The sequence below is a fragment of the Maribellus mangrovi genome (assembly GCF_037646455.1).
In the GTDB taxonomy this organism is placed as follows: Bacteria; Bacteroidota; Bacteroidia; order Bacteroidales; family Prolixibacteraceae; genus Draconibacterium; species Draconibacterium mangrovi_A.
Map to the genome: position 1 here is coordinate 366,415 of NZ_JBBIXN010000004.1, position 19,898 is coordinate 386,312.

Annotated in this window: 20 protein-coding genes; 5 read left to right on the top strand and 15 right to left on the bottom strand. The window is 41.6% G+C overall.

The window, feature by feature from the left end; all coding sequences use genetic code 11:
• Positions 1-15: 15 nt before the first annotated feature.
• The 5 genes from WFY05_RS17010 to WFY05_RS17030 form a co-directional block, all read right to left on the bottom strand.
• Positions 16-441 carry a biotin/lipoyl-containing protein gene (locus tag WFY05_RS17010; protein ID WP_340114110.1) on the bottom strand — a complete coding sequence of 142 codons (426 nt, stop codon included), beginning with the start codon at positions 439-441 and terminating at the stop codon, positions 16-18.
• 132 nt (positions 442-573) lie between these two features.
• Positions 574-948 carry an OadG family protein gene (locus WFY05_RS17015; RefSeq protein ID WP_340114111.1) on the bottom strand — a complete coding sequence of 125 codons (375 nt, stop codon included), beginning with the start codon at positions 946-948 and terminating at the stop codon, positions 574-576.
• 9 nt (positions 949-957) lie between these two features.
• Complete coding sequence (locus WFY05_RS17020; RefSeq protein ID WP_340114112.1) at positions 958-2,517, bottom strand: acyl-CoA carboxylase subunit beta; 1,560 nt, start codon at positions 2,515-2,517, stop codon at positions 958-960.
• Positions 2,518-2,549: 32 nt separating this feature from the next.
• A complete protein-coding gene (mce, locus tag WFY05_RS17025; protein ID WP_340114113.1) occupies positions 2,550-2,951 on the bottom strand; it encodes a methylmalonyl-CoA epimerase in 402 nt (133 codons plus the stop codon).
• Positions 2,952-3,162: 211 nt separating this feature from the next.
• Complete coding sequence (locus tag WFY05_RS17030; RefSeq protein ID WP_340114114.1) at positions 3,163-4,473, bottom strand: acetyl-CoA hydrolase/transferase family protein; 1,311 nt, start codon at positions 4,471-4,473, stop codon at positions 3,163-3,165.
• A gap of 384 nt (positions 4,474-4,857) precedes the next feature.
• On the opposite strand from WFY05_RS17030, the gene WFY05_RS17035 reads away from it, so the two are divergent.
• From WFY05_RS17035 to WFY05_RS17055, 5 genes are all read left to right on the top strand, one after another.
• A complete protein-coding gene (locus WFY05_RS17035; RefSeq protein WP_340114115.1) occupies positions 4,858-5,370 on the top strand; it encodes a ferritin in 513 nt (170 codons plus the stop codon).
• A 146-nt stretch (positions 5,371-5,516) separates the two neighbouring features.
• Positions 5,517-7,703 carry a RelA/SpoT family protein gene (locus WFY05_RS17040; RefSeq protein WP_340114116.1) on the top strand — a complete coding sequence of 729 codons (2,187 nt, stop codon included), beginning with the start codon at positions 5,517-5,519 and terminating at the stop codon, positions 7,701-7,703.
• A gap of 19 nt (positions 7,704-7,722) precedes the next feature.
• Positions 7,723-8,835, top strand: coding sequence for a glycerate kinase (locus WFY05_RS17045; protein WP_340114117.1), 1,113 nt, complete (start codon positions 7,723-7,725; stop codon positions 8,833-8,835).
• Positions 8,836-8,855: 20 nt separating this feature from the next.
• A complete protein-coding gene (locus tag WFY05_RS17050) occupies positions 8,856-9,134 on the top strand; it encodes a hypothetical protein (protein WP_340114118.1) in 279 nt (92 codons plus the stop codon).
• A gap of 199 nt (positions 9,135-9,333) precedes the next feature.
• Positions 9,334-10,143 (top strand): hypothetical protein, encoded by an 810-nt coding sequence (locus WFY05_RS17055; RefSeq protein ID WP_340114119.1) that lies wholly within the window; start codon positions 9,334-9,336, stop codon positions 10,141-10,143.
• 159 nt (positions 10,144-10,302) lie between these two features.
• Here the strand turns inward: WFY05_RS17055 and WFY05_RS17060 are convergent, their stop codons facing one another.
• The 10 genes from WFY05_RS17060 to ilvA form a co-directional block, all read right to left on the bottom strand.
• Positions 10,303-11,712: a capsule assembly Wzi family protein gene (locus WFY05_RS17060; protein ID WP_340114120.1), complete on the bottom strand. Its 1,410-nt coding sequence runs from the start codon at positions 11,710-11,712 to the stop codon at positions 10,303-10,305.
• Positions 11,713-11,827: 115 nt separating this feature from the next.
• Positions 11,828-12,589, bottom strand: a complete 762-nt coding sequence (locus WFY05_RS17065) for a hypothetical protein (RefSeq protein ID WP_340114121.1) — start codon at positions 12,587-12,589, stop codon at positions 11,828-11,830.
• Between the two features lie 676 nt (positions 12,590-13,265).
• Positions 13,266-13,712 (bottom strand): 50S ribosomal protein L9, encoded by a 447-nt coding sequence (rplI, locus tag WFY05_RS17070; protein ID WP_340114122.1) that lies wholly within the window; start codon positions 13,710-13,712, stop codon positions 13,266-13,268.
• 12 nt (positions 13,713-13,724) lie between these two features.
• A complete protein-coding gene (gene rpsR, locus WFY05_RS17075; protein WP_340114123.1) occupies positions 13,725-13,994 on the bottom strand; it encodes a 30S ribosomal protein S18 in 270 nt (89 codons plus the stop codon).
• A gap of 3 nt (positions 13,995-13,997) precedes the next feature.
• Positions 13,998-14,354: a 30S ribosomal protein S6 gene (gene rpsF, locus WFY05_RS17080; RefSeq protein ID WP_340114124.1), complete on the bottom strand. Its 357-nt coding sequence runs from the start codon at positions 14,352-14,354 to the stop codon at positions 13,998-14,000.
• A 262-nt stretch (positions 14,355-14,616) separates the two neighbouring features.
• Entirely contained in the window at positions 14,617-15,939 is a 1,323-nt protein-coding gene (creD, locus tag WFY05_RS17085) for a cell envelope integrity protein CreD (protein ID WP_340114125.1), read from the bottom strand.
• A 45-nt stretch (positions 15,940-15,984) separates the two neighbouring features.
• A complete protein-coding gene (locus WFY05_RS17090; protein WP_340114126.1) occupies positions 15,985-16,281 on the bottom strand; it encodes a winged helix-turn-helix domain-containing protein in 297 nt (98 codons plus the stop codon).
• Between the two features lie 67 nt (positions 16,282-16,348).
• Complete coding sequence (locus WFY05_RS17095) at positions 16,349-16,975, bottom strand: hypothetical protein (protein WP_340114127.1); 627 nt, start codon at positions 16,973-16,975, stop codon at positions 16,349-16,351.
• A 74-nt stretch (positions 16,976-17,049) separates the two neighbouring features.
• Positions 17,050-18,591 (bottom strand): T9SS type A sorting domain-containing protein, encoded by a 1,542-nt coding sequence (locus tag WFY05_RS17100; RefSeq protein ID WP_340114128.1) that lies wholly within the window; start codon positions 18,589-18,591, stop codon positions 17,050-17,052.
• Positions 18,592-18,604: 13 nt separating this feature from the next.
• On the bottom strand, positions 18,605-19,864 hold the full coding sequence (ilvA, locus tag WFY05_RS17105; protein ID WP_340114129.1) for a threonine ammonia-lyase: 1,260 nt from the start codon (positions 19,862-19,864) through the stop codon (positions 18,605-18,607).
• Positions 19,865-19,898 lie beyond the last annotated feature (34 nt).

Genomic DNA, 19,898 nt, shown 5'->3' on the forward strand with positions numbered 1-19,898 from the left:
ATAACGCGGTTAAGGTTAGCCGATTTCGATTAATACATCGTCCTGTAAAACACTGTCGCCAACATTTACTTTTATGGCAGTAACTTCGCCGGCTTTTGTAGTTTGTACCTGGTTTTCCATTTTCATGGCTTCCATAACCATCAGGTTTTGTCCTTCGGTAACCACATCGCCAACTGTTACATTTATTTTCAGAATGGTTCCGGGCAGCGGAGCTGTAACCTTATGGGTACCGGTCGATACCGCTTTCCTGATCTGTCCTTCACCGGGCATTTTCTCTACCGGTTTCCGGATCAGTTTTGGAGTTTTCGAAGCTTTGATCTCACTTTTGATTTCCACTTCGTAAATGGTGCCGTTTACATCCAGTTCAGCAATATTGTCTTCAATATCTTTTAAATGAACGTCGTAATCGTTACCCCTGATTGTGAATTTATATTTTTTCATTTTTTGCGTTTTTATTCATCAATTAATATGTTGCAACTGCGTTTTCTCCCTGATATTTAGATTGTTCGGATTTTAAAACGGTGATGTGTTGTTTCCAAACACTAAAGGAAAATCAAGCGGCAACATCTATTTTTATTTGGGCCAGTTTTGATTGACACTGTATATCTTCGAACTCCAGGGCGAATAAGCCTTTTTAACCTTTTTAATGGTTACTACATTGCTTTCTTCATCGTGCAATTCGTTAAAATACAGATGAAGCGCAAGGCTTAAAGCGGCTGTTACGTTCCCCTCAATATCATAGTCGTCTTCGGCAGGATCCTCCTGTTTTCGGCTTCTTCTCCGTTTGGTTTTGTCGCGTTTATGAACCAGCCTTTTAATGATTTTAGGCAGCCTCGTAAACACAATAACCAAAATTGTAAGCGAAAAAAACACGATCAGGAATCCTACAATCGCCACCGTCATCCCAAATTCGACTGAATTAGCCAGCAAGATAAATAATGCTTCCATAGTGATTTCTTATAATGGGATGTTCGAATGTTTCTTCGGCGGATTTACCAGCTTTTTGGTGGCCAGACTTTGCAGCCCGCGGATAATACGGAACCTGGTGTTGCGTGGTTCAATTACGTCGTCGATGTAACCAAAAGATGCCGCCATGTATGGATTGGCAAATTTCTCGTTGTATTCTTCTTCGTGTTCTGCCAGGAATTTGGCACGTTCTTCGGCGTCTTCAATGTCGCGAAGTTTACGTCCGTGAAGCACTTCAACAGCACCGGCCGCTCCCATCACTGCAATCTCGGCACTTGGCCAGGCGTAGTTCAGGTCACCGCGTAATTGCTTGCTCGACATCACATCGTGTGCTCCTCCGTACGATTTACGCAGGGTAATCGTGATCTTTGGAATCGTGGCTTCACCATAGGCAAACATCAGTTTTGCACCGTGGGTAATAATACCGCCGTATTCCTGCTTACTCCCGGGCAGGAATCCGGGAACATCAACCAATGTAATGATTGGAATATTGAATGAATCGCAGAAACGTACAAATCGTGCTGCTTTTATCGAGGCATTAATATCAAGTACTCCTGCCAGGTAATTTGGCTGGTTGGCAACCAAACCAACCGGTTGCCCGTCGAACTTAGCAAAACCTACAATAATGTTCTTTGCATAGTTGCGGTGAATTTCCAGGAATTCGCCATAGTCAACAATGGTATGAATAACATCTTTTACATCGTAAGGCTGGTTCGGATTCTCGGGAATGATTTCGTTCAGGTCATCATCTAAACGATCGATCGGATCGGTATTCTCAGTGACAACAGGATCCTCGAGGTTATTCTGCGGCAGGTAAGAGATAAGTTTACGAAGGATCATCAGACCTTCTTTTTCGTTTTCAACAAGAAACTGCGCCACACCCGATTTTGAAGCGTGTACTTTACCGCCTCCAAGGTCTTCTACCGAAATGTCTTCGCCGGTTACCGTTTTTACAACTTTCGGTCCGGTAACAAACATGTAGGAATTTTGCTCGGTCATCATGATAAAGTCGGTAAGTGCAGGTGAATAAACAGCACCGCCGGCACAAGGCCCGAATATGGCAGAGATCTGAGGTATTACGCCTGAAGCCAAAATGTTACGCTCGAAAATTTCGGCATAACCGGCCAGCGAGTTAACACCTTCCTGGATGCGGGCACCACCTGAATCGTTGATCCCGATCACCGGTGCTCCCACTTTCATGGCCATATCCATTACTTTGCAGATCTTCTGTGCAAAGGTTTCTGAAAGCGAACCTCCAAATACCGTAAAATCCTGCGAGAATACATACACCACGCGACCGTCGATGGTTCCGTGGCCGGTAACAACGCCGTCGCCCAGAAACTTGGTTTTCTCGATACCAAAGTTAGAGCAGCGGTGCGTTACAAACATGTCGAACTCTTCGAAGCTGCCTTCGTCAAGCAGCAGTTCAATACGTTCGCGGGCAGTGAATTTCCCTTTCTTATGCTGGGATTCAATGCGTTTGATGCCTCCGCCTAATTTTGCTTCTGCACGGAGGTCAATCAGTTTCTTAATTTTATCCTGGTTACTCATATAAAAAATCGGTTGTTTTTGGTTTTCTGTTCTTATTTGCCGCACAGCTCGGTCAACACACCCAGGGTTGATTTTGGGTGAAGGAAACCGATGTTCAGGCCTTCAGCGCCTTTGCGCGATGCTTTGTCGATCAGGCGAACTCCTTTTTCTTCCAGTTCTCCCAACGATTTGTTGACGTCGTCGACAGCAAAAGCCAGGTGGTGTACGCCCGGTCCTTTTTTCTCAATGAATTTACCGATAGGTCCCTCCGGATCGGTCGACTCCAGTAATTCGATTTTGGTGTCGCCTACCTTAAAAAAAGCGGTTTTTACTTTTTGGTCTGCTACTTCCTCAATGGCGTAGCATTTAAGTCCCAACATGTTCTCGTAGTATGGAATGGCTTCGTCTAAACTGTTAACGGCAATTCCAATGTGTTCTATATGTGAAATGTTCATCTTATTTAGAATGTTTATAAAATGTTAATAGTCAAAAATTTATAGCTATAAAGTTACGGCTTCTACCATGCCGGATTCAAATTGTCAGGAAAATCTGATCAAATGAATCCCGAATTTCAGATATCCTTAATATTTGTTTTGTATGCCGGTCAAAAGCATGATTTTCTTCATAAAAAAAAAGCAGACATCTGCCTGCTTTTCTATATCTTTGTTAGTCCTGGTCCCATACAAAATGGAAGTGCGGACCGAATCTTTCGAAAGCGTTTTTATCCAGATTTTCCTGATGGTCGGGGTGAGCAATCGAGATGAGCAGTTTTGCCCGATCCTGAAGTGTTCTTCCGTATAAATTAACTGCACCAAATTCGGTAACTACCCAGTGAATATTGGCACGTGTGCTAACAACACCGGCACCGGGAGTTAAAATTGGCGCAATTTTGCTGATTCCTTTATTGGTTACCGAAGGCATGGCCAAAATTGGCTTCCCGCCTTTACTTAATGATGCACCACGAAGGAAGTCGATCTGACCACCTACACCGGAATAGTGCGTTGTACCAATTGAATCGGCACAAACCTGTCCGGTAATATCAACCTGCAGCGCTGAGTTAATGGCGGTTACCTTTGGGTTTTTGGCAATAATCGAAACACGGTTGGTATACCTTACATCCTGCATGGCTACTCCTGGATTATCGTGGATATAATCGTAAAGATTTTTCGAGCCCATCAGGAAAGTGGCTACCATTTTACCTTTGTCGATTTTTTTGTTTCTTCCATTCACCACACCTTTATCTACCAGCGGCAAAATACCGTCGGCGAACATTTCGGAGTGAACACCAAGGTCTTTGTGGTTACCCAACATGCTGAGTACTGCATTTGGGATAGCACCGATACCCATTTGCAGTGTTGCTCCGTCTTCCACCAGTTCGGCTACGTAACGACCAATTTTGCGGTCGGTTTCCGAAATGGGGCCCGGTTCGGCAGCAATCAGTTCACTGTCATCTTCTACGAAAAGATCAATGTCGTTGATATGGATCATGGCATCGCCAAATGCACGCGGCACATTCGGGTTAACAATAGCAATCGTTGTATCGGCATTTTCAACGGCAGCCAGTGTGGCATCAACCGATGTTCCCAAAGAAACATAACCATGTTTATCGGGAGGTGAAACCTGGATCATGGCCACATTCACTTTCAAATAACCTTCGCGAATCAAACGTTGCGTTTCCTGGAGGAAAACCGGAATGTAATCAGCATAACCGGCCTGTGTTTGCTTACGCACATTATGCCCTACAAAAAACGATTCCAGCTGAAAAATTCCTTCCAGTTCCTGATCGGCATATGGAGCCGGACCTTCGGTGTGGATGTGCTGGATGCGTACGTTTCTGAATTCTTTGTTTTTTCCGCGTTCAACAAGAGCTTTAATAAGTGGGTGCGGCGTTGCGGCCACACTATGAAGATGTACCCTGTCGTTGGATTTAACTACTTTAACTGCCTCGGCAGGTGAAATGAATTTAATATTCTTCATGCTTTATTGGATATTATAAAATCGGTAATGGTTACTGGTCGCAAAGGTAAGAAAACTATCATTTTGGGTCAATTTCGAATATTATTTCGACACGTTCGAATGTTTTTGTAAACTTAGTGTTAAAGAAGACCTGCAGGTATGAAATAGTGGATTTAAAATGAGTTATTCCAAACAGATGATCATATTACTTACTGAGTGAAATCTGTTTACATGAACAACTTTTATTTTTAGATCAATTTCACGACCTCATTTCCACGACCTTAATCAAAAAAAATAATGTGTCATTGAAAATGATTATGAAATTTTGCGGGAATATTGCCTGATGCTTTTCCCTGTTTGCCCTCTTTTTGCTATTTTTAAGGCAGAAACATAAAACATAAGATCATGCTAAAAGAAAAAATGTTAAACGCCATTAATGAACAAATAAATGCTGAACAATATTCAGCCTTCTTATATTTATCCATGTCGGCCTGGTTTCATGATAAAGGACTGCCCGGTTTTGCCAACTGGATGTACATTCAGTACCAGGAAGAATTGACCCACGCCAACAAGTTGTTTAATTACGTGGTAGAACGCGGTGAGAAACCGGAATTAAAAGCCATTAAACAAATGCCGGTGGAGTGGGAAGGTATTATTGATATCTATGAAGCCACATTGAAACATGAACAGCATGTGACCGAACTTATTAATAATCTGGTAGATATTGCCATCGAGGTGAAAGATCATGCCACACAGAGTTTCCTGCAGTGGTTTGTTGATGAGCAGGTAGAAGAAGAGGCAAACGTTACAGAGATCCTCGATAACCTGAAACTCATTGATGGCCAGGGCAACGGCATATTTATGCTGGATCGTGAGATGCGTGGCAGAACCTTTGTTGACGACACAGTAACGGAATAAAAATATTACAGAATATTTTGATAAAAGAGGTTGCTGTGTTAGTAGCCTCTTTTTTGTTTGTATATTTTACAACTTCAAAATTAATTGGCGCTGAAGATGATTAATAATCTTTCATTTACGAAGCGGAATGATAAGAGTCCTTATTTATGAAATTACAACAGGAAATATCCACCCGTTATGAGCAGCTAAAGGAGTTTTGTCAACTCACCTGGGACGATGCATCCATAATAAAGTTGGACAATGCATTCGAGTTTGCCTTTCAAATTCTTGGGGAGCACAGGTTCTCACATGGTGAAGTTATTCTCGGCCATTCACTTGATGTGGCATCGATCATTGCCATGGAAATCGGGTTGGAACCTGATTCGGTAATTACCGGTCTGTTGCACAATGTAAGGTACGAGCATTTAAAGGACAAAGCATCGCACGATGAGATCAACGAACATTTTGGTACCCACATTTTTGGAATTCTGGAAGGTATGGCCAAAATCAATGCTTTGGGCACCGATACCATCGACTTGCATGCCGAAAACTACCGAAAACTAATGCTGGCATTGGCCGGCGATGTGCGGGTCATCCTGATTAAAATTGCCGACCGCTTACAGGTGATGCGCACCTTGGATTTGTATGAAGAAGATCGGCGGAAAAAGCTTTTGAATGAAACGATTTACCTGTATGCTCCGCTGGCACACCGGCTTGGGTTGTACAACATTAACTCTGAAATGCTGGATCTGAATCTGAAGTATCAGAAACCAAAGGACTACAATTATATTGAAACACGTTTAAAAGAAACAGAAAACGAGCGGGCCAATTTTGTGGCTGAATTTGTGAAACCCATCGAGGCTAAACTCAAAAAGCGAGGATTGGAGTTTTCGATGAAAGCGCGTACCAAATCCATTTCATCCATTCACACTAAAATGCAAAAGAAGAAAGTGTCTTTTGATGAAGTGATGGACTTATTTGCGATTCGTGTTATTCTGGATTCGAGCCCTGAAGATGAGAAAACCGACTGCTGGATGGTGTATTCCATCGTGACCGAAGAGTACCAAACCAATCCTAATCGTTTGCGCGACTGGATCACCATTCCAAAATCAAACGGTTACGAATCGTTGCATACCACGGTTATGGGGCCGCACCAGAAATGGGTCGAGATTCAGATCCGCACAAAGCGAATGGACGAAATTGCAGAAAAGGGTTTAGCAGCGCACTGGAAATACAAAGGCGGAAAGTCGTCGGGTTTTGATGAGTGGCTGACCGGAATTCGCGATGTGCTGGAAAATCCGGAGATGAACGTGGTGGATTTTATCGATCATTTTCGTTCGAATGTATACAGCGACGAAATTTTTGTTTTTACTCCAAGAGGCGATCTGAAGAAATTGCCACATGGAGCCACGATGCTCGATTTTGCTTACGAAATACATTCAAAGCTTGGTGATACCTGCGTTGGCGGGCTTGTAAACGGGAAAAAGGTGAACCTGAAGTACAAACTCAAAAACGGCGACCAGATCTCCATTGAAACATCGAACAACCAGAAACCAAAAATGGACTGGCTGGACTTTGCTGTTACATCGAAAGCCAGGAACCGGGTAAAAGCCAGTTTAAACGAAGAACGAAATACCCAGGCGGCAGAAGGCAGGGAAACCCTCTTGCGGAAATTCAAAAACTGGAAACTGGAATTGAATGACGATGCTATTCGCCAGATTCTAAAGCATTTTAATTATAAACTGGCTGCCGATCTCTATTTCGATATCGCTACAGGGAAAATCGATCTACTGGAAGCAAAAGCCCTGTTTGTTGCTAAAGAGGAGGATACAGCCAAAAAGACCATCGAAGAACTTCTTCCAACAAAAGAAATCAAGGATTTTAGTTACGACAGCAGCGACGATTTTTTACTGATTGATAACAACCTGAAGAATTTAAATTATACCCTGGCAAAATGTTGTAATCCTGTTTTTGGCGATCGGATATTTGGTTTTGTGACAATAAAACAGGGCATAAAAATACACCGTGAAAACTGTCCGAATGCAAAAGACATGACAGAACGTTACCCATACCGGGTGATTAAAGCAAAATGGCGGGAAACCTCAAACAGAAAGTCATTCCTGACAACGCTACATATATCCGGCACCGACGAGATCGGAATAGTAAGCGAAATTTCTCATATCATTTCAAAAGATATTGGTAGTCATATGCGTTCGATCAATATTGAATCGGACAAAGGACATTTTGAGGGGAGGATGCAGATCTTTGTTAACGATATCGAGCACCTCGATTTTTTAATACAGCGACTTCAAACCGTTAAAGGCGTAACCGCGGTTACCCGTGGAGACAAATAAATCATTTTAATAGTTTTTAATGAAAGTACTGATAGCACCAAATTCGATGAAGGGAAGCCTCGATGCTTTTGATTTTGCAGATATTGTGGAAGAAGCATTTCTTTCGGTTTCCAAAGATTTTGAGCTTAGAAAGCTACCCGTAGCCGATGGTGGTGATTTTACTGGACAGGTTCTGGCTAAAAATCTAAATGCAAAAGAAGTCAGTATTGAAGTGGTCGGTCCATTAGGGAAAATGGTAACATCGAAATACGCTATTTCCGGGAAAAAAGCAATAATTGAAATGGCCGACGCATCGGGAATGAAACTGGTTTCGACTGATGAGTTAGATCCAATGATCGCAAGCTCTTTTGGGACCGGTCAACTGATACTTGACGCTATTGATAAAGGGTGTAACGAAATCTTTCTGGCCATCGGTGGCAGTGCCACTGTCGATGGTGGAATGGGGATGATGGAAGCCCTTGGGTTTCGTTTTTTTGATCGGGAAAATTCCAAATTGAAAGGTAACGGTGTAAACCTGGCCAAAATTAAGTCAATTGAAAAAAAGGATATTCGGCAAAGTGTAAAAATCAATATTATTTGCGATGTGGATAATTCGTTGTTGGGTAAAAAAGGAGCAGCTGCTGTCTTTGGTCCTCAAAAGGGCGCAAGTACTGATGGGGTGATAAAGCTGGAAGCTGGATTGAAAAACTGGGCCAATCTGCTTGAAGATAGATCGGGAATGGAGTTGAGGAACATCTCAGGCATGGGAGCAGCAGGAGGGATCTCATTACCGCTTGTCGCTTTTTTTGATGCGGAAATTGTTCCAGGTGCCGACTTTGTTCTGGATCAGCTTGGTTTTAGTGAGCAGGTTCAATGGACCGATGTGGTCATCACCGGTGAAGGTAAAATCGACAGCCAGACCTTAAACAACAAAGCACCATTTGCTGTGGCAAAGGCGGCAAAACAATTTAATAAGCCGGTTATTGCAATTGGGGGAAAGGTGGAACAAGATGCATCGGATGTGTTCGATGGAATCTACACACTCGTTAACGGACCGATGGAACTGGAGTTGGCCATGAAAAACTCAAAGCGATTACTATATAACTGTGCCATCCAACTGGCCAAAACAATAAAATCGTTAGGCAATTTTTGAACTGTATTCTATTATTTTTCATGAATCAGAATAAAGAAATAGCTGCGGTACGGCATTTACTCGATACCGGGAAAGCCCGTGAAGCTGAACTTGCTTTTCAAAAACTTGAACCCGAAAATACGGCGGAATATTTTCTGCTAAAAGGCAAAATCGAGCAAAAATTTCAGCACTGGGGGGAGGCTATAAATGCCTTTAACAAAGTTTTAGAATTGGATCCTGAGCATACTGAGGCAAAAAACAACCTTCATCTGATAAAAAATATTTTGAACTTCTGGAACCCCGATATGTTTAATCCTTAGAGCCTTGTGAAATAATTATTCCGTTCTTAGCCGTTTTTTGATCAGAATATTAAAAGATAATGGGAAACAGAAATGTTAAATCGGTCAATTTTCTATCTGACAGCTTTTTAGGTTTTTAAAAGAGAATTGTTATTTTTGAGGCTCGTCGATAAAAAATGGAAAAATTTTAATTGTATTTATAATAAAGAAACCGAAAAAAATGAAGAAAGTAGTATTGTTAGTAGTCGCAGTTTGTTTTGCTGTATTTTCTTATGCACAGGATCAAAACGCAAGTGAACTGGTAACCAAAGGAAATGCAGCCATCGAAGCAAAGGATTATGCAAAGGCTGTGGAATTATTTGAAGCGGCTCTGGCTATCCCAGACCATGGACAGGATGTAGAAACGATTACTAAAGTTCTTGATCAGTTAAAGCCGGTTGTTGCTAAGGACGAAGCAAAAACAGCCCTGGATAATAAGGAATATCAAAAAGCTGTGGAACTTTATAAAGCTGCAGCACAGGATTATCCTGATGCAGGTGTTACCGAACTGGCAGGTAAAAGTTTTTACAACGAGGGCATTATAAGCTATAAAGCCGATGATTTCTTAACTGCAGCCATGTGTTTTAGAATGGCAGAAAAGGAGTTTAATTTCGATGTAGAGAAATCGGCGAAGTACAAAAGTGCTTCCTTAAAAAAGGTCGCTGAACAACTTGCTTCCGAAGGTAAAACAAGCGTTGATGATGTAAAAGTTTGCGAGGATAATAAAGCCTTGCTGGTAGAAGAACTGGCTAATGCTTATGTAAAAGAAGGAAACCGTTTGTACAAGGCGGGTGTTGATATTATCAATGCCGCAAATACAAAGGTAAACGAAGGTGCAATGTCAACTGCGGATGATGCCTATACCGCTGAAGTGGCAAAAGCAAAAAAAGAATTTGCTGCAGCACTTGAAGTACTGGAGACAGCTGCAAAGCTTGATGCTTCAAACGCCAATGCACAAAAGCTGATCGAAGCATGTAAAGCAGCGATGTAATCTGCTAAAATTGCAAATTTAAAATATTGAGCCTTCCGTCGGTTGACGGAGGGCTTTTTTTGCCTGCAATTGTGGAGTTCAATTTTAAACGGGTCAGAAAATGCTGATCAGAATGGAATCAGAGTTCCGGCTGTAATCGACGGCCAAACATTATTCAACCTAACCCTCATTTTGGACAATCCTCCAAGAGAATTGAAGCAGAGCACCAAACATATTTGCTTTCTCAAATAATTTATTTCTGTCGGCCGCAAAAGTAATGCCAGCAGTTATAGGCATATGAGGTGGTTCCCAGGTCAAACTGAGTTGTCCGGACAGTTGCTTTTTCGCAGGTTGAAAAGTATCTTCTCCGTATTTATCATATTGTCCAAAATGGCGTATATCGCTTAACATAGCTTTCCAATGCCACGATTCTGAAATATAACCGTTTAAGCCTGCATGAAATCCCGAAAAACGCGTGCTTTCAAAGCCCATACTAATATCATTATGTATGATAACAGGTGAGAAGAACGGACTTACCATTCCATATTTCTGGTAGCTGACACCTGATTGGTAAATTCCATGGTTGAAATAATTATCTCTTCCCCGTCCCGAATCGGTGCCATCGCCCTGTGGGACGAGATGGAAAGGACCGCTCTGGTTTTTCGTATAGTAATACTCCAGCAGAATGCTTTTAATGAGTGGATATTTATGTTTTACTTCAATAAAAATACCGTACAAATTATCCTGATAATTTTCCAGTTCCAGTCCGGATCGGTCGTCGTAGGGATGGCTAATGTAAAACTTACTTCTGTATTGATTCCACTGCTTGCTAATTTCCACCTGGTAAGTACCAAACTGGTTACCCATAATATTGGCCTGATCTGTAGGTAAGGCATTACTTCCGCCACTTCTACTGAGAATATAATCGAAATACGATTCCCAGCTGGGCAATTCTCCATAAGTTGGATGGTTTCCTCCCCACATTACATAATGCTCCAGGCCACCCGTAAAATTAAAGTTATCGAGAGTACCAAATCTGAAGTAAAATGCTTTACGATGAAGGTGAGTGTCACTGACATATCGATCATCATTTAACATTCCCTCCTCATAGAATCCATAAATGGAGAACCATTTTACGCCTATAGGCACAAAACGATTAAAACCCAATCTGATTTTGGGGTGTGGACGTGCATTTCTTGTATCAGCCAAATTGCCATTTGAGGCTGAAAGTCCGTTATATTTTTCATTTTCAGCAAATGCACCGGCATTTAACTCAAAAATTCTCCAGTCAAGTCGACCATACCATTCTGTAAATCGGATGGAACTGTTTTTACCCAAAAGTAAATCCAGATTGCTCCTCAATTCATATGCAAAGTCCGAATCTTTAATATTCGATTGGTATTGGCCACTTAATCCAAAATGTTGAATAAAGTTGTTGGTGCGGTCATAGCGGCCAAGTTGGTTGGCCCACAGCCAAAATGGAAGTTGTTGGTTCGATCCTGCCAGAGTGTGCGATTCAACTTGCAAAATTTGAGCATAACTGCTCCAGCTTAAAATAATACTAAAAATCAGCACCCAAAATCTGGACATTGTGAATGGATTTGAAATTTTGGTTGGCAAGATAAGCAAATCCCGAAAAACATCTAGATTCCTATGGCTAATGAGTTTAACTATTATTAGTTGTGAAGTGATTTTTACTTGTTGTTTAAAAGTGCTGTACCAGGGCTGACCTCCACCACGAGAAGTAACTTGATTCCAATTCTTCGTGCAATGGAAAGGGATAGAATTTGAAATTCTGTTTCGAACCGATAAAAAAGCCGGTTTTTATTGTACGATAGGGGAGTTCCGATTTTTCTTCCCGTAATACGGTTTTTGTTAATCTTTCTTTTGATTGATGCAGTTTGATCAAACATTCGCGCAAATGTGCCGGATTCCTGTAAGGTAGGTTATTAAGCGGAGCATTTGGATTTTTTGCCAGTTCATTCAATTGCAACTCCACAAAAAATAAAGTGGGAACGGAAACCGGTTTGGCAGTATCGGTAAGGAAGCGTACAAATTCAGGTGGACTTAGTTTGCTGGCTACCCGGGTTTTAAAGGGATTGTATTGCTGGTACAAATGAATTTCTTTATTTGACTCTGAATATTCAGAAGCCGCAATTTCAAGCACCTTACCGTCGTCAGTAACCAGGTAAAGATTTTTCAGCGCCTCAAGCGGTGTTTGTTCAAACACCCGATAAATCGACAGGTAAACCGATCGTTTGGGCTCACCGTCGGGGTAGGCAACAAGTTTTTCCCTGATATAATCCATCGGCAGATTCAGTTTGTCGGGATCAACTTCAAAAAATACCGATTGCGATTTTAGGTTCTTTTTGGTGCCAACGGCCATATAATTTCCAAAATCGAAAGGATTAAGATGCGAGCTAATCAAAGATTCGGGAGTGGCTACAAGGTAAAAATGATTTTCCATGGCTGTGATTTTTACTACGTTGAATTTTAAAATGTTGCTTTTGCATTTACGTAATAATTGCATGATGGGTTTTATTGCATTATCTGTAAATCCAGTCATTTAAAAAACTTCAGAATTGCGATGAATTCATTTTATTCTGCAGGAGGCCAAACTCTTTGGCTTAATCCAAAGAGTATGCAGAAAAATCAAGGCTGCTTTTGATCTTCGCTCCATATCTTCACCTTACCTAACTTCGGACGGGTGATCTCCTCATACCTTCAGAGCTTCCCGTACTCACTAATGTAAGGTTTTGATGAAGCACTTGACCAAAAGAGGCCACAGTTCATCGAATGTAGGCTTTCGCATAGGCGCGACAGCATCGGGCGGTGAGCCGGAAAACAATAAGTGAATGCGTAAATAAATTATTGTTGTTTGAGGAGGAATGACGAGTTCAGTAATTTTAGCAGGCATTGCTTCGTTTTTCCGAGCGAAGCGCACGAAGCCTTGACTTTCCTGTTTACTCGTTGTGTCAAGACAACGAGTAAAATCTGCCTGATAAGGCAACATAATGAATAAGAGATAGGATTTAATTATTGTTGTTAAGTAAAAATATCAGGGTATGCTTTGTATAACGTTCGCTAAATAAAAAGGGCTTCCGAAACCGGAAACCCTTCATGTTTTATCTGGTAATATCTGCTTATTCAGCTACAACTTCAAATTCGATCTCAACTTTCACTTCTTTGTGCAGTTTAATGATCGCTTTATGAGTACCTACCTCTTTAATACTGTCTTCAGGAATTGTGATCTGCTTGCGGTCGATCTCAAATCCTTTTTTATTGATCGCTTCAGCCAGCTGAATGGTGTTAACCGAACCAAAAATTTTGCCTGAAGAGCTTGTTTTAGCTCCAATGCTAATTTTCTTGTTTACAATCTGATCAGCAATTTTCTGAGCTTCTTCCTTCAGCTTCGCTTCTTTATGCGCACGCTGTTTGGTGTTCTCAGCCAGAATTTTTTTAGCCGATTCGGTGGCAACAATCGCTTTTTTCTGTGGGATCAGGAAGTTTCGTGCAAAACCGTCTTTAACGTTTACAATATCATCCTTGCTTCCCAGTCGATCTACATCTTGTGTTAATATAATTTCCATTCCAAGTCCTCCTTATTTCATCATGTCGGTTACAAATGGCAGCAAAGCAATCTGGCGGGCACGTTTAATGGCCTGTCCAACTTTACGTTGATATTTCAGTGAAGTTCCAGTGATACGACGTGGTAAGATTTTACCTTGTTCGTTCAGGAATTTTTTCAAAAACTCAGGGTCTTTGTAATCCACATATTTGATTCCGTTTTTCTTGAAACGGCAATATTTTTTCTTTTTAATCTCTACTGACGGTGGAGTCAGGTATCTGATTTCACTTGAATTCTGGGCCATGGTTTAATCCTCCTTCTTTTCTGTTTTTTCTTTCTGAAGCTTTCTTCTCTTCTCGCTATATGCAACAGCATATTTGTCGAGTTTCACTGTCATAAAACGAATTACGCGCTCATCACGACGGAATTCAGTTTCATACTTAGTAATAAGTGCAGGATCGGCTTTAAATTCAAACAAGTGATAAAAGCCAGTAGATTTCTTTTGGATGGGGTAAGCCAGTTTTTTCATTCCCCAATCTTCTTCATGGACCATCTCACCTCCGTTTTCGGTGATGATGTCTCTGAATTTTTTTACCGCTTCCTTTACCTGTGGCTCAGATAAAACGGGAGTACAAATGAAAACGGTTTCATACTGATTCAACATAAACATCTAATTTTTAAATTATTAAAACTATTTATCCAGTTTTTTGACGCGCAAAAATAGAAATAAATTGTTATTTATCAAACACTTTACTGATTTTTAAGGCTTCAATTAAGAATCCGATCTCTTTAAAACAGATCGGATTCCTCGGCTCTCAGTTTTCACCTGCTGACTTCAGGTCAGCTTGGGAGTAAAGATACGTTAGCAAAGTATTGAACAGTTGAGCTTTAGTCACGAGCTTAACGTTAAACTCTGAACACTTAACTCACTCTCCGTACCAGTTAATTTTCCGAGTAAAGAACATTGTTAGTGCTAGCACCACAAACAAACCAATGCTACCAACCAATAGTGCCAGTGTCTCCAACTGCATCAACACAAATATAAATCCGAACGAAAAAGTTAGAATCAGTGTTTGTATGAGTGCGTTTCCCCAGGTTTTTAAGAACGAGCGCGAATAAAGTAAAACCATCACTAATACCGCCAGCGCCGAGATAAGGTAAGCAAGGTTAAACCCGATTTGCTCCGAAATGGAAAGTAGCAGCAGGTAAAAGGTAAGCACGGCAAAACCAACCAAAATATATTGGAAGGGATGAACCCGCTGTTTGGTAATAATTTCATTTAAAAAGAATGCCAGAAAAACAAAGAGTATGACCATGATTCCGTATTTGGCCGCCCGCGAACTTTTCTGGTAGTGGTCGGCAACCTGCACCAGCCGTACACCAAAATCGGCGTCAGTAACACGATACTCCGCATTTTTCCACATCTGCGGAAAGTTGCGGTTAAAGTTCAGTACTTTCCAGCTGGCGATAAAACCGCTATTATCGATATCGTGATCGGCAGGAAGAAAGCTTCCTTCGAATCCGGGATCGTTCCACGCGGATTGAAGTTTGACTTCGGTGGTTTCGCCGAGGGGAGCAAAACTTAAAGATTCTGAACCTTTTAAGTGGAGCATGAATTCGAAATTGGCCGGAAAGTTTTTCAACGACAATTCACGCATCGGCAATGAAATGCCATTGACTCCGATCAGCGGGTTTTCCATTCCTGGCATGAATTCATGTTCAGTTCCGTTCCAGGATAGCGAAACTTTGTCGCTGATACCACGCAGGTCGGTGATAGCGACCATTAGTGTTGCTTTTTCCCAGAGTACATCTTCGGGCGAAATTTTTAATGCTTCAAGATTTGGTTGCTGAAAGTTCCCTTTAACTTTTATCGCCGATTCATAAACTACCGTTTCGTAAATACTGCGTTTTCGTTTTTCCGGGAAAACCTCACTGTCAATATTTAAAGTTTGGGGAAGCAGGTAACACGACTTGGAAGTTTCGCTGATTTCCTTCCCGCTGGCATCAAAACTGCGTTCGATATAGGGGAGCATAAGCACCGGTCCGCGAACGGTTTGTGCCAGTGACCAAGTTTGCATGACCTCTTGGTTGGTGAGTTCTGCCGTTTTCTGGCGTTCACCGATCAAGTCGATGATCATAAATTTTGGGATGAGTAGTACCAATGCTATAAAGCCGATAATAAAGACTTTAAAAGTAATCTGCCAGTTGATCGACTTTTGCGCATCGCGAATGATTTCTTTTGTTTCCATATGTTTTATTTTTACTTTGAAATTCAAAGTGGATGTATAAAAAAATTAGATCTGTTTTAAAATTTCTTCCAGCGCTTTTATATGGCTTTCGAAAGCAGCCGCGCCGGTGTCAGTAATCTCATATTTTGTATTGGGCTTTCGGTCAACAAATGTTTTAATTACAGCAATGTATCCGGCATGTTCAAGCGTTTTTAGGTGGCTTGCCAGGTTCCCGTCGGTGAGTTCGAGCATCTCTTTTAAGTCGTTAAATGAGGCACGTGCATTTACCGAAAGCACCGACATGATTCCCAACCGGATCTTATTCTCGAAAGCCTTATTTAGATTTTGAAAACTGCTTTTCATGTGTCAATAGTTATTTGCTTTTAATGGAAACACATGGAATTTGTCCCGATAAAAGTCGGGGCTCATTTCATGACTTTGGGGCTTTGTTATACTCATATCTGTAATACATAAGAATTCCATAAATAATATGGAGCACACCAAAACCAAGTGCCCAGAACAAAAGTCCCAGCGATGGTAATAATGCAGCAATAATGCCTAATACAATTTGAAAAATGCCCAGATAGAAAATTTCCTGACGGGTAAATTTAGCTGCGGTGGTTAGTGCCAGTCCATAAAAGATCAGGCAGGCCGCCGCCACAATCCCGTATATTCCGTCGGATGTCAGAACCATAATAAAAATACCTCCCGAAACCAGTGGCAGTGCAAGATTAATCAGCATGAGTCGCGTACCCGGGTTCCAAAACTTTTTTCCGGCTTTTCTGACGCGCCGGATCGTAAGTATTATCACCGTTGCCAAAGACAATACTAAAACAATAAATGCAATTAATGCTACTTTTGGAGCCACTGGGTTATAGAAGAAATTTGAATCAACATTTCCGGAATAGACTAAATAATAGGTAAGTGCTGCACCAAACATTGCATAAATTCCAACCAGAATTCCCGATAGTCCACTTAAAGAAAGAAATCGACTCGATTCTTCCATCATTTTCCGGATCTCTTTGATCTCGGATAAATATTTTTCTGAATTCTCCATATTAAAAGTACTTTGAAATACAAAGTAATGAATTTAAAATATAATCTGCAATAGGGGAGGAATAATTTTTTCTCTTATTTGATTTTGCTGATCTTCTTGATCAAACTGATTTGTCCGAAATTGATTTCCAAAATATAAATTCCCGGACGTAATAAACTCAGGTCAATTTGGCTGTCCTTTAATTGCTCAAGTCTTCGTCGCGTTCTGCCCGTCAGATCAACAATGCGAAAATCAAAAGAAGAGTCGATGCCTGAAATAGTTAATCGATCGGAAACGGGATTAGGGTAAATGTTGATTTCGTTAGCATTGTAAACCGCTGCACCTGACAGGAAATCGACATTTACAAGTTTTGAAATGGTATCGCAAGCCATAATAGCATTGCAAACTTTCAGCGAAACCTTGTATCGCCCTTTTTGATCATACACGTGTTCAGGTTCCCACGAACTTGAGGAGGTATCATCACCAAAATCCCATTCAATAAGGTAATCGTCCGACGAATGGTTGAAAGTAGTCAATGAATTTTCATTTAGTATAAAGTCGAAATCAGCAACAGGCTTTATCTGTTGGAACAAAAACTCGGAAATCTTATGATGCACGGTGTCCCAATATTCATTAGGACCTTCAGGCGGGAAGATTCCTGTATCAACACCATAAAATTCATGGCCTTTGTCTGTTACAAAATAGGTTTCATGGGGAATTCCACGGTTTGTAAGCGCTGTATCAATGCAGTAACTTCCATAGGTTTCAGGCATTTTAAATTTAACCAGAGGATTATCGGGGACGCTGCCTACGAGTGGTATGCCTTTTTTGAAAGGAACAATGTTATCGTTTTCGCCGTGCATTAAAAGCAGTGGTGTTTGCTTATTTTCAATGTAACTTGTATTCCAGGTTGCTCCCCACATGGCTACAACAGCATCCGGTGAGGCATACGATCCGGAAGGTCCGATTTCATCCAAACTTCCAAGCGGTGGGGCATTTTGTGTATTCTCAGGGATTTCTTGCTCCTGGTCGAGGTATAAAACGGATAAATCCTGAATAGCACCGGCACTGCTTCCTGCCAAAAATACCCGAGATGAATCGATGCCATAGAAGTCGGCATTTTGCTTAAGGTAGCCAATAGCTGCTCTGCCGTCCTGTGTTGCACGGTACGCCGCCCGATAGGCGTTTTCTTCGCTAACACTAAGTCCCACTATTACGCCCAGAAAACGGGTTACATCGGCTCCCATTCCCAATCGGTAATCGATTGTTGCTGTAACATAACCCTGTCGGGCAAACGAGTCGCAGAAAGCCACAATGTCATCGGCCAGTCTCGATCCCGTCAGAAAAGCCCCGCTGTGCGAAAAGATAATGACCGGCCTCTTTGCAACCGTATCATTTTTCGGCAGAAACAGGTCCATGAAAAGTGGTCTGAGCTCGGTTGATTGTTCTCCGTCGTGAATGTTATAATCGGCTAAAAGACCAATCGGATTATTCAACCATTCGGCCTGTGCGTATTCAACATTCTTGAGTGTATCGATTTCCCCAAAAATCTTTTTGGTGTAACGAAATTCCTGACCCACAGCTTGAAAGGCAAGGCCGATCAGCAAAAGTATGAATATGTTATGAGTGAATTTCAAACGACACTGACATTTAAATCAAGAACTGAAACAGATCAGGGCGATCGTTCAGGTATTCAAATATAAATCCGTTCTCCTCCATACGCTCGACCAGCCCTTTAAAGTCTTCTTTTGTCTGGACTTCGATACCAATGACAGCAGGACCTTTTTCGCGGTTGGTTTTTTTCGAATATTCAAAATGGGTGATATCGTCTTTCGGGCCAAGTACAATATCAACGAAGGTGCGAAGTGCACCGGCCCGTTGCGGGAAACGCACGATGAAATAATGCTTCAATCCCTCGTATAAAAGCGAACGTTCTTTTATTTCTTCCGTGCGGGTAATGTCGTTGTTGCTGCCACTTACAATACAAACTACATTTTTCCCTTTGATTTCATCTCTGAAAAAATCAAGGGCAGCAATCGAAAGTGCTCCGGCCGGTTCAATAACAATGGCATCGCGGTTGTACAATTCCAGAATTTTAGTGCATATCTTTCCTTCAGGCACCGGCTGAAATTTGTCGATCACCTGCCGGCAAACTTCAAAGGTATAATTGCCAACCTGCTGAACGGCTGCACCGTCAACAAACTTGTCGATTTTTTCCAGTCGTACCACTTTCCCTGCTTCAACCGAACTTTGCATGGAAGGTGCGCCTGCCGGTTCAACGCCAATTATTTTTGTGGAAGGACTAACCTGTTTTAAATAGGCACCTACTCCAGCGGCCAATCCTCCTCCGCCAATCGGAATAAACAGGTAATCGATTTGATCCTTCGTGTCTTCCAGAATTTCGGAGCCAACTGTGGCCTGTCCTTCAATAATCTGCGGATCATCAAAAGGATGAACAAAGATCATCCCGGTTTTTTGGCAGTCTTCCATCGCCAGTCTGTTGGAATCATCGAAGGTATCGCCGGCCAGCAAAACCACCACATTGTCTTTCCCAAACATCTCAACCTGGCGTATTTTTTGTTTTGGCGTGGTTGCAGGCATGTATATTTTTCCCTGGATCTTTAATTCGCGACACGAATAGGCAAATCCCTGAGCGTGATTTCCGGCGCTTGCACAAACTACGCCTTTTTTACGATCGGCATCCGAAAGTTGAGCGATTTTATTGTAAGCACCACGTAACTTGTAAGAACGTACTACCTGCAGGTCTTCCCGTTTCAATAAAATATTGGCATGAAACTCTTCCGAAAGGTTCAGGTTTTTTTGCAAAGGAGTATGAAGCGTAACATCCTTTAACCTGATTTTCGCCCGGGTTATATCTTCTAATTGCGGAAAGTAGTTATCAGCTGGCATGTTTTATTTTTCTGCAAAGGTAAGCAACAAATCC

Bases quoted from the DNA above. Each gene is read 5' to 3' on its own strand.
- rplI (WP_340114122.1), bottom strand. From the start codon at position 13,712: ATGGAAATTATATTAACACAAGATGTAGATCGACTGGGAAGCAAGGAT.
- WFY05_RS17050 (WP_340114118.1), top strand. From the start codon at position 8,856: ATGAATCAGAATAAAGAAATAGCTGCGGTACGGCATTTACTCGATACC.
- WFY05_RS17055 (WP_340114119.1), top strand. From the start codon at position 9,334: ATGAAGAAAGTAGTATTGTTAGTAGTCGCAGTTTGTTTTGCTGTATTT.
- WFY05_RS17010 (WP_340114110.1), bottom strand. From the start codon at position 441: ATGAAAAAATATAAATTCACAATCAGGGGTAACGATTACGACGTTCAT.
- WFY05_RS17015 (WP_340114111.1), bottom strand. From the start codon at position 948: ATGGAAGCATTATTTATCTTGCTGGCTAATTCAGTCGAATTTGGGATG.
- WFY05_RS17020 (WP_340114112.1), bottom strand. From the start codon at position 2,517: ATGAGTAACCAGGATAAAATTAAGAAACTGATTGACCTCCGTGCAGAA.
- WFY05_RS17090 (WP_340114126.1), bottom strand. From the start codon at position 16,281: ATGAAAAGCAGTTTTCAAAATCTAAATAAGGCTTTCGAGAATAAGATC.
- WFY05_RS17040 (WP_340114116.1), top strand. From the start codon at position 5,517: ATGAAATTACAACAGGAAATATCCACCCGTTATGAGCAGCTAAAGGAG.
- creD (WP_340114125.1), bottom strand. From the start codon at position 15,939: ATGGAAACAAAAGAAATCATTCGCGATGCGCAAAAGTCGATCAACTGG.
- WFY05_RS17045 (WP_340114117.1), top strand. From the start codon at position 7,723: ATGAAAGTACTGATAGCACCAAATTCGATGAAGGGAAGCCTCGATGCT.
- WFY05_RS17095 (WP_340114127.1), bottom strand. From the start codon at position 16,975: ATGGAGAATTCAGAAAAATATTTATCCGAGATCAAAGAGATCCGGAAA.
- mce (WP_340114113.1), bottom strand. From the start codon at position 2,951: ATGAACATTTCACATATAGAACACATTGGAATTGCCGTTAACAGTTTA.
- rpsF (WP_340114124.1), bottom strand. From the start codon at position 14,354: ATGTTGAATCAGTATGAAACCGTTTTCATTTGTACTCCCGTTTTATCT.
- WFY05_RS17060 (WP_340114120.1), bottom strand. From the start codon at position 11,712: ATGTCCAGATTTTGGGTGCTGATTTTTAGTATTATTTTAAGCTGGAGC.
- WFY05_RS17065 (WP_340114121.1), bottom strand. From the start codon at position 12,589: ATGGAAAATCATTTTTACCTTGTAGCCACTCCCGAATCTTTGATTAGC.
- rpsR (WP_340114123.1), bottom strand. From the start codon at position 13,994: ATGGCCCAGAATTCAAGTGAAATCAGATACCTGACTCCACCGTCAGTA.
- WFY05_RS17035 (WP_340114115.1), top strand. From the start codon at position 4,858: ATGCTAAAAGAAAAAATGTTAAACGCCATTAATGAACAAATAAATGCT.
- WFY05_RS17030 (WP_340114114.1), bottom strand. From the start codon at position 4,473: ATGAAGAATATTAAATTCATTTCACCTGCCGAGGCAGTTAAAGTAGTT.
- ilvA (WP_340114129.1), bottom strand. From the start codon at position 19,864: ATGCCAGCTGATAACTACTTTCCGCAATTAGAAGATATAACCCGGGCG.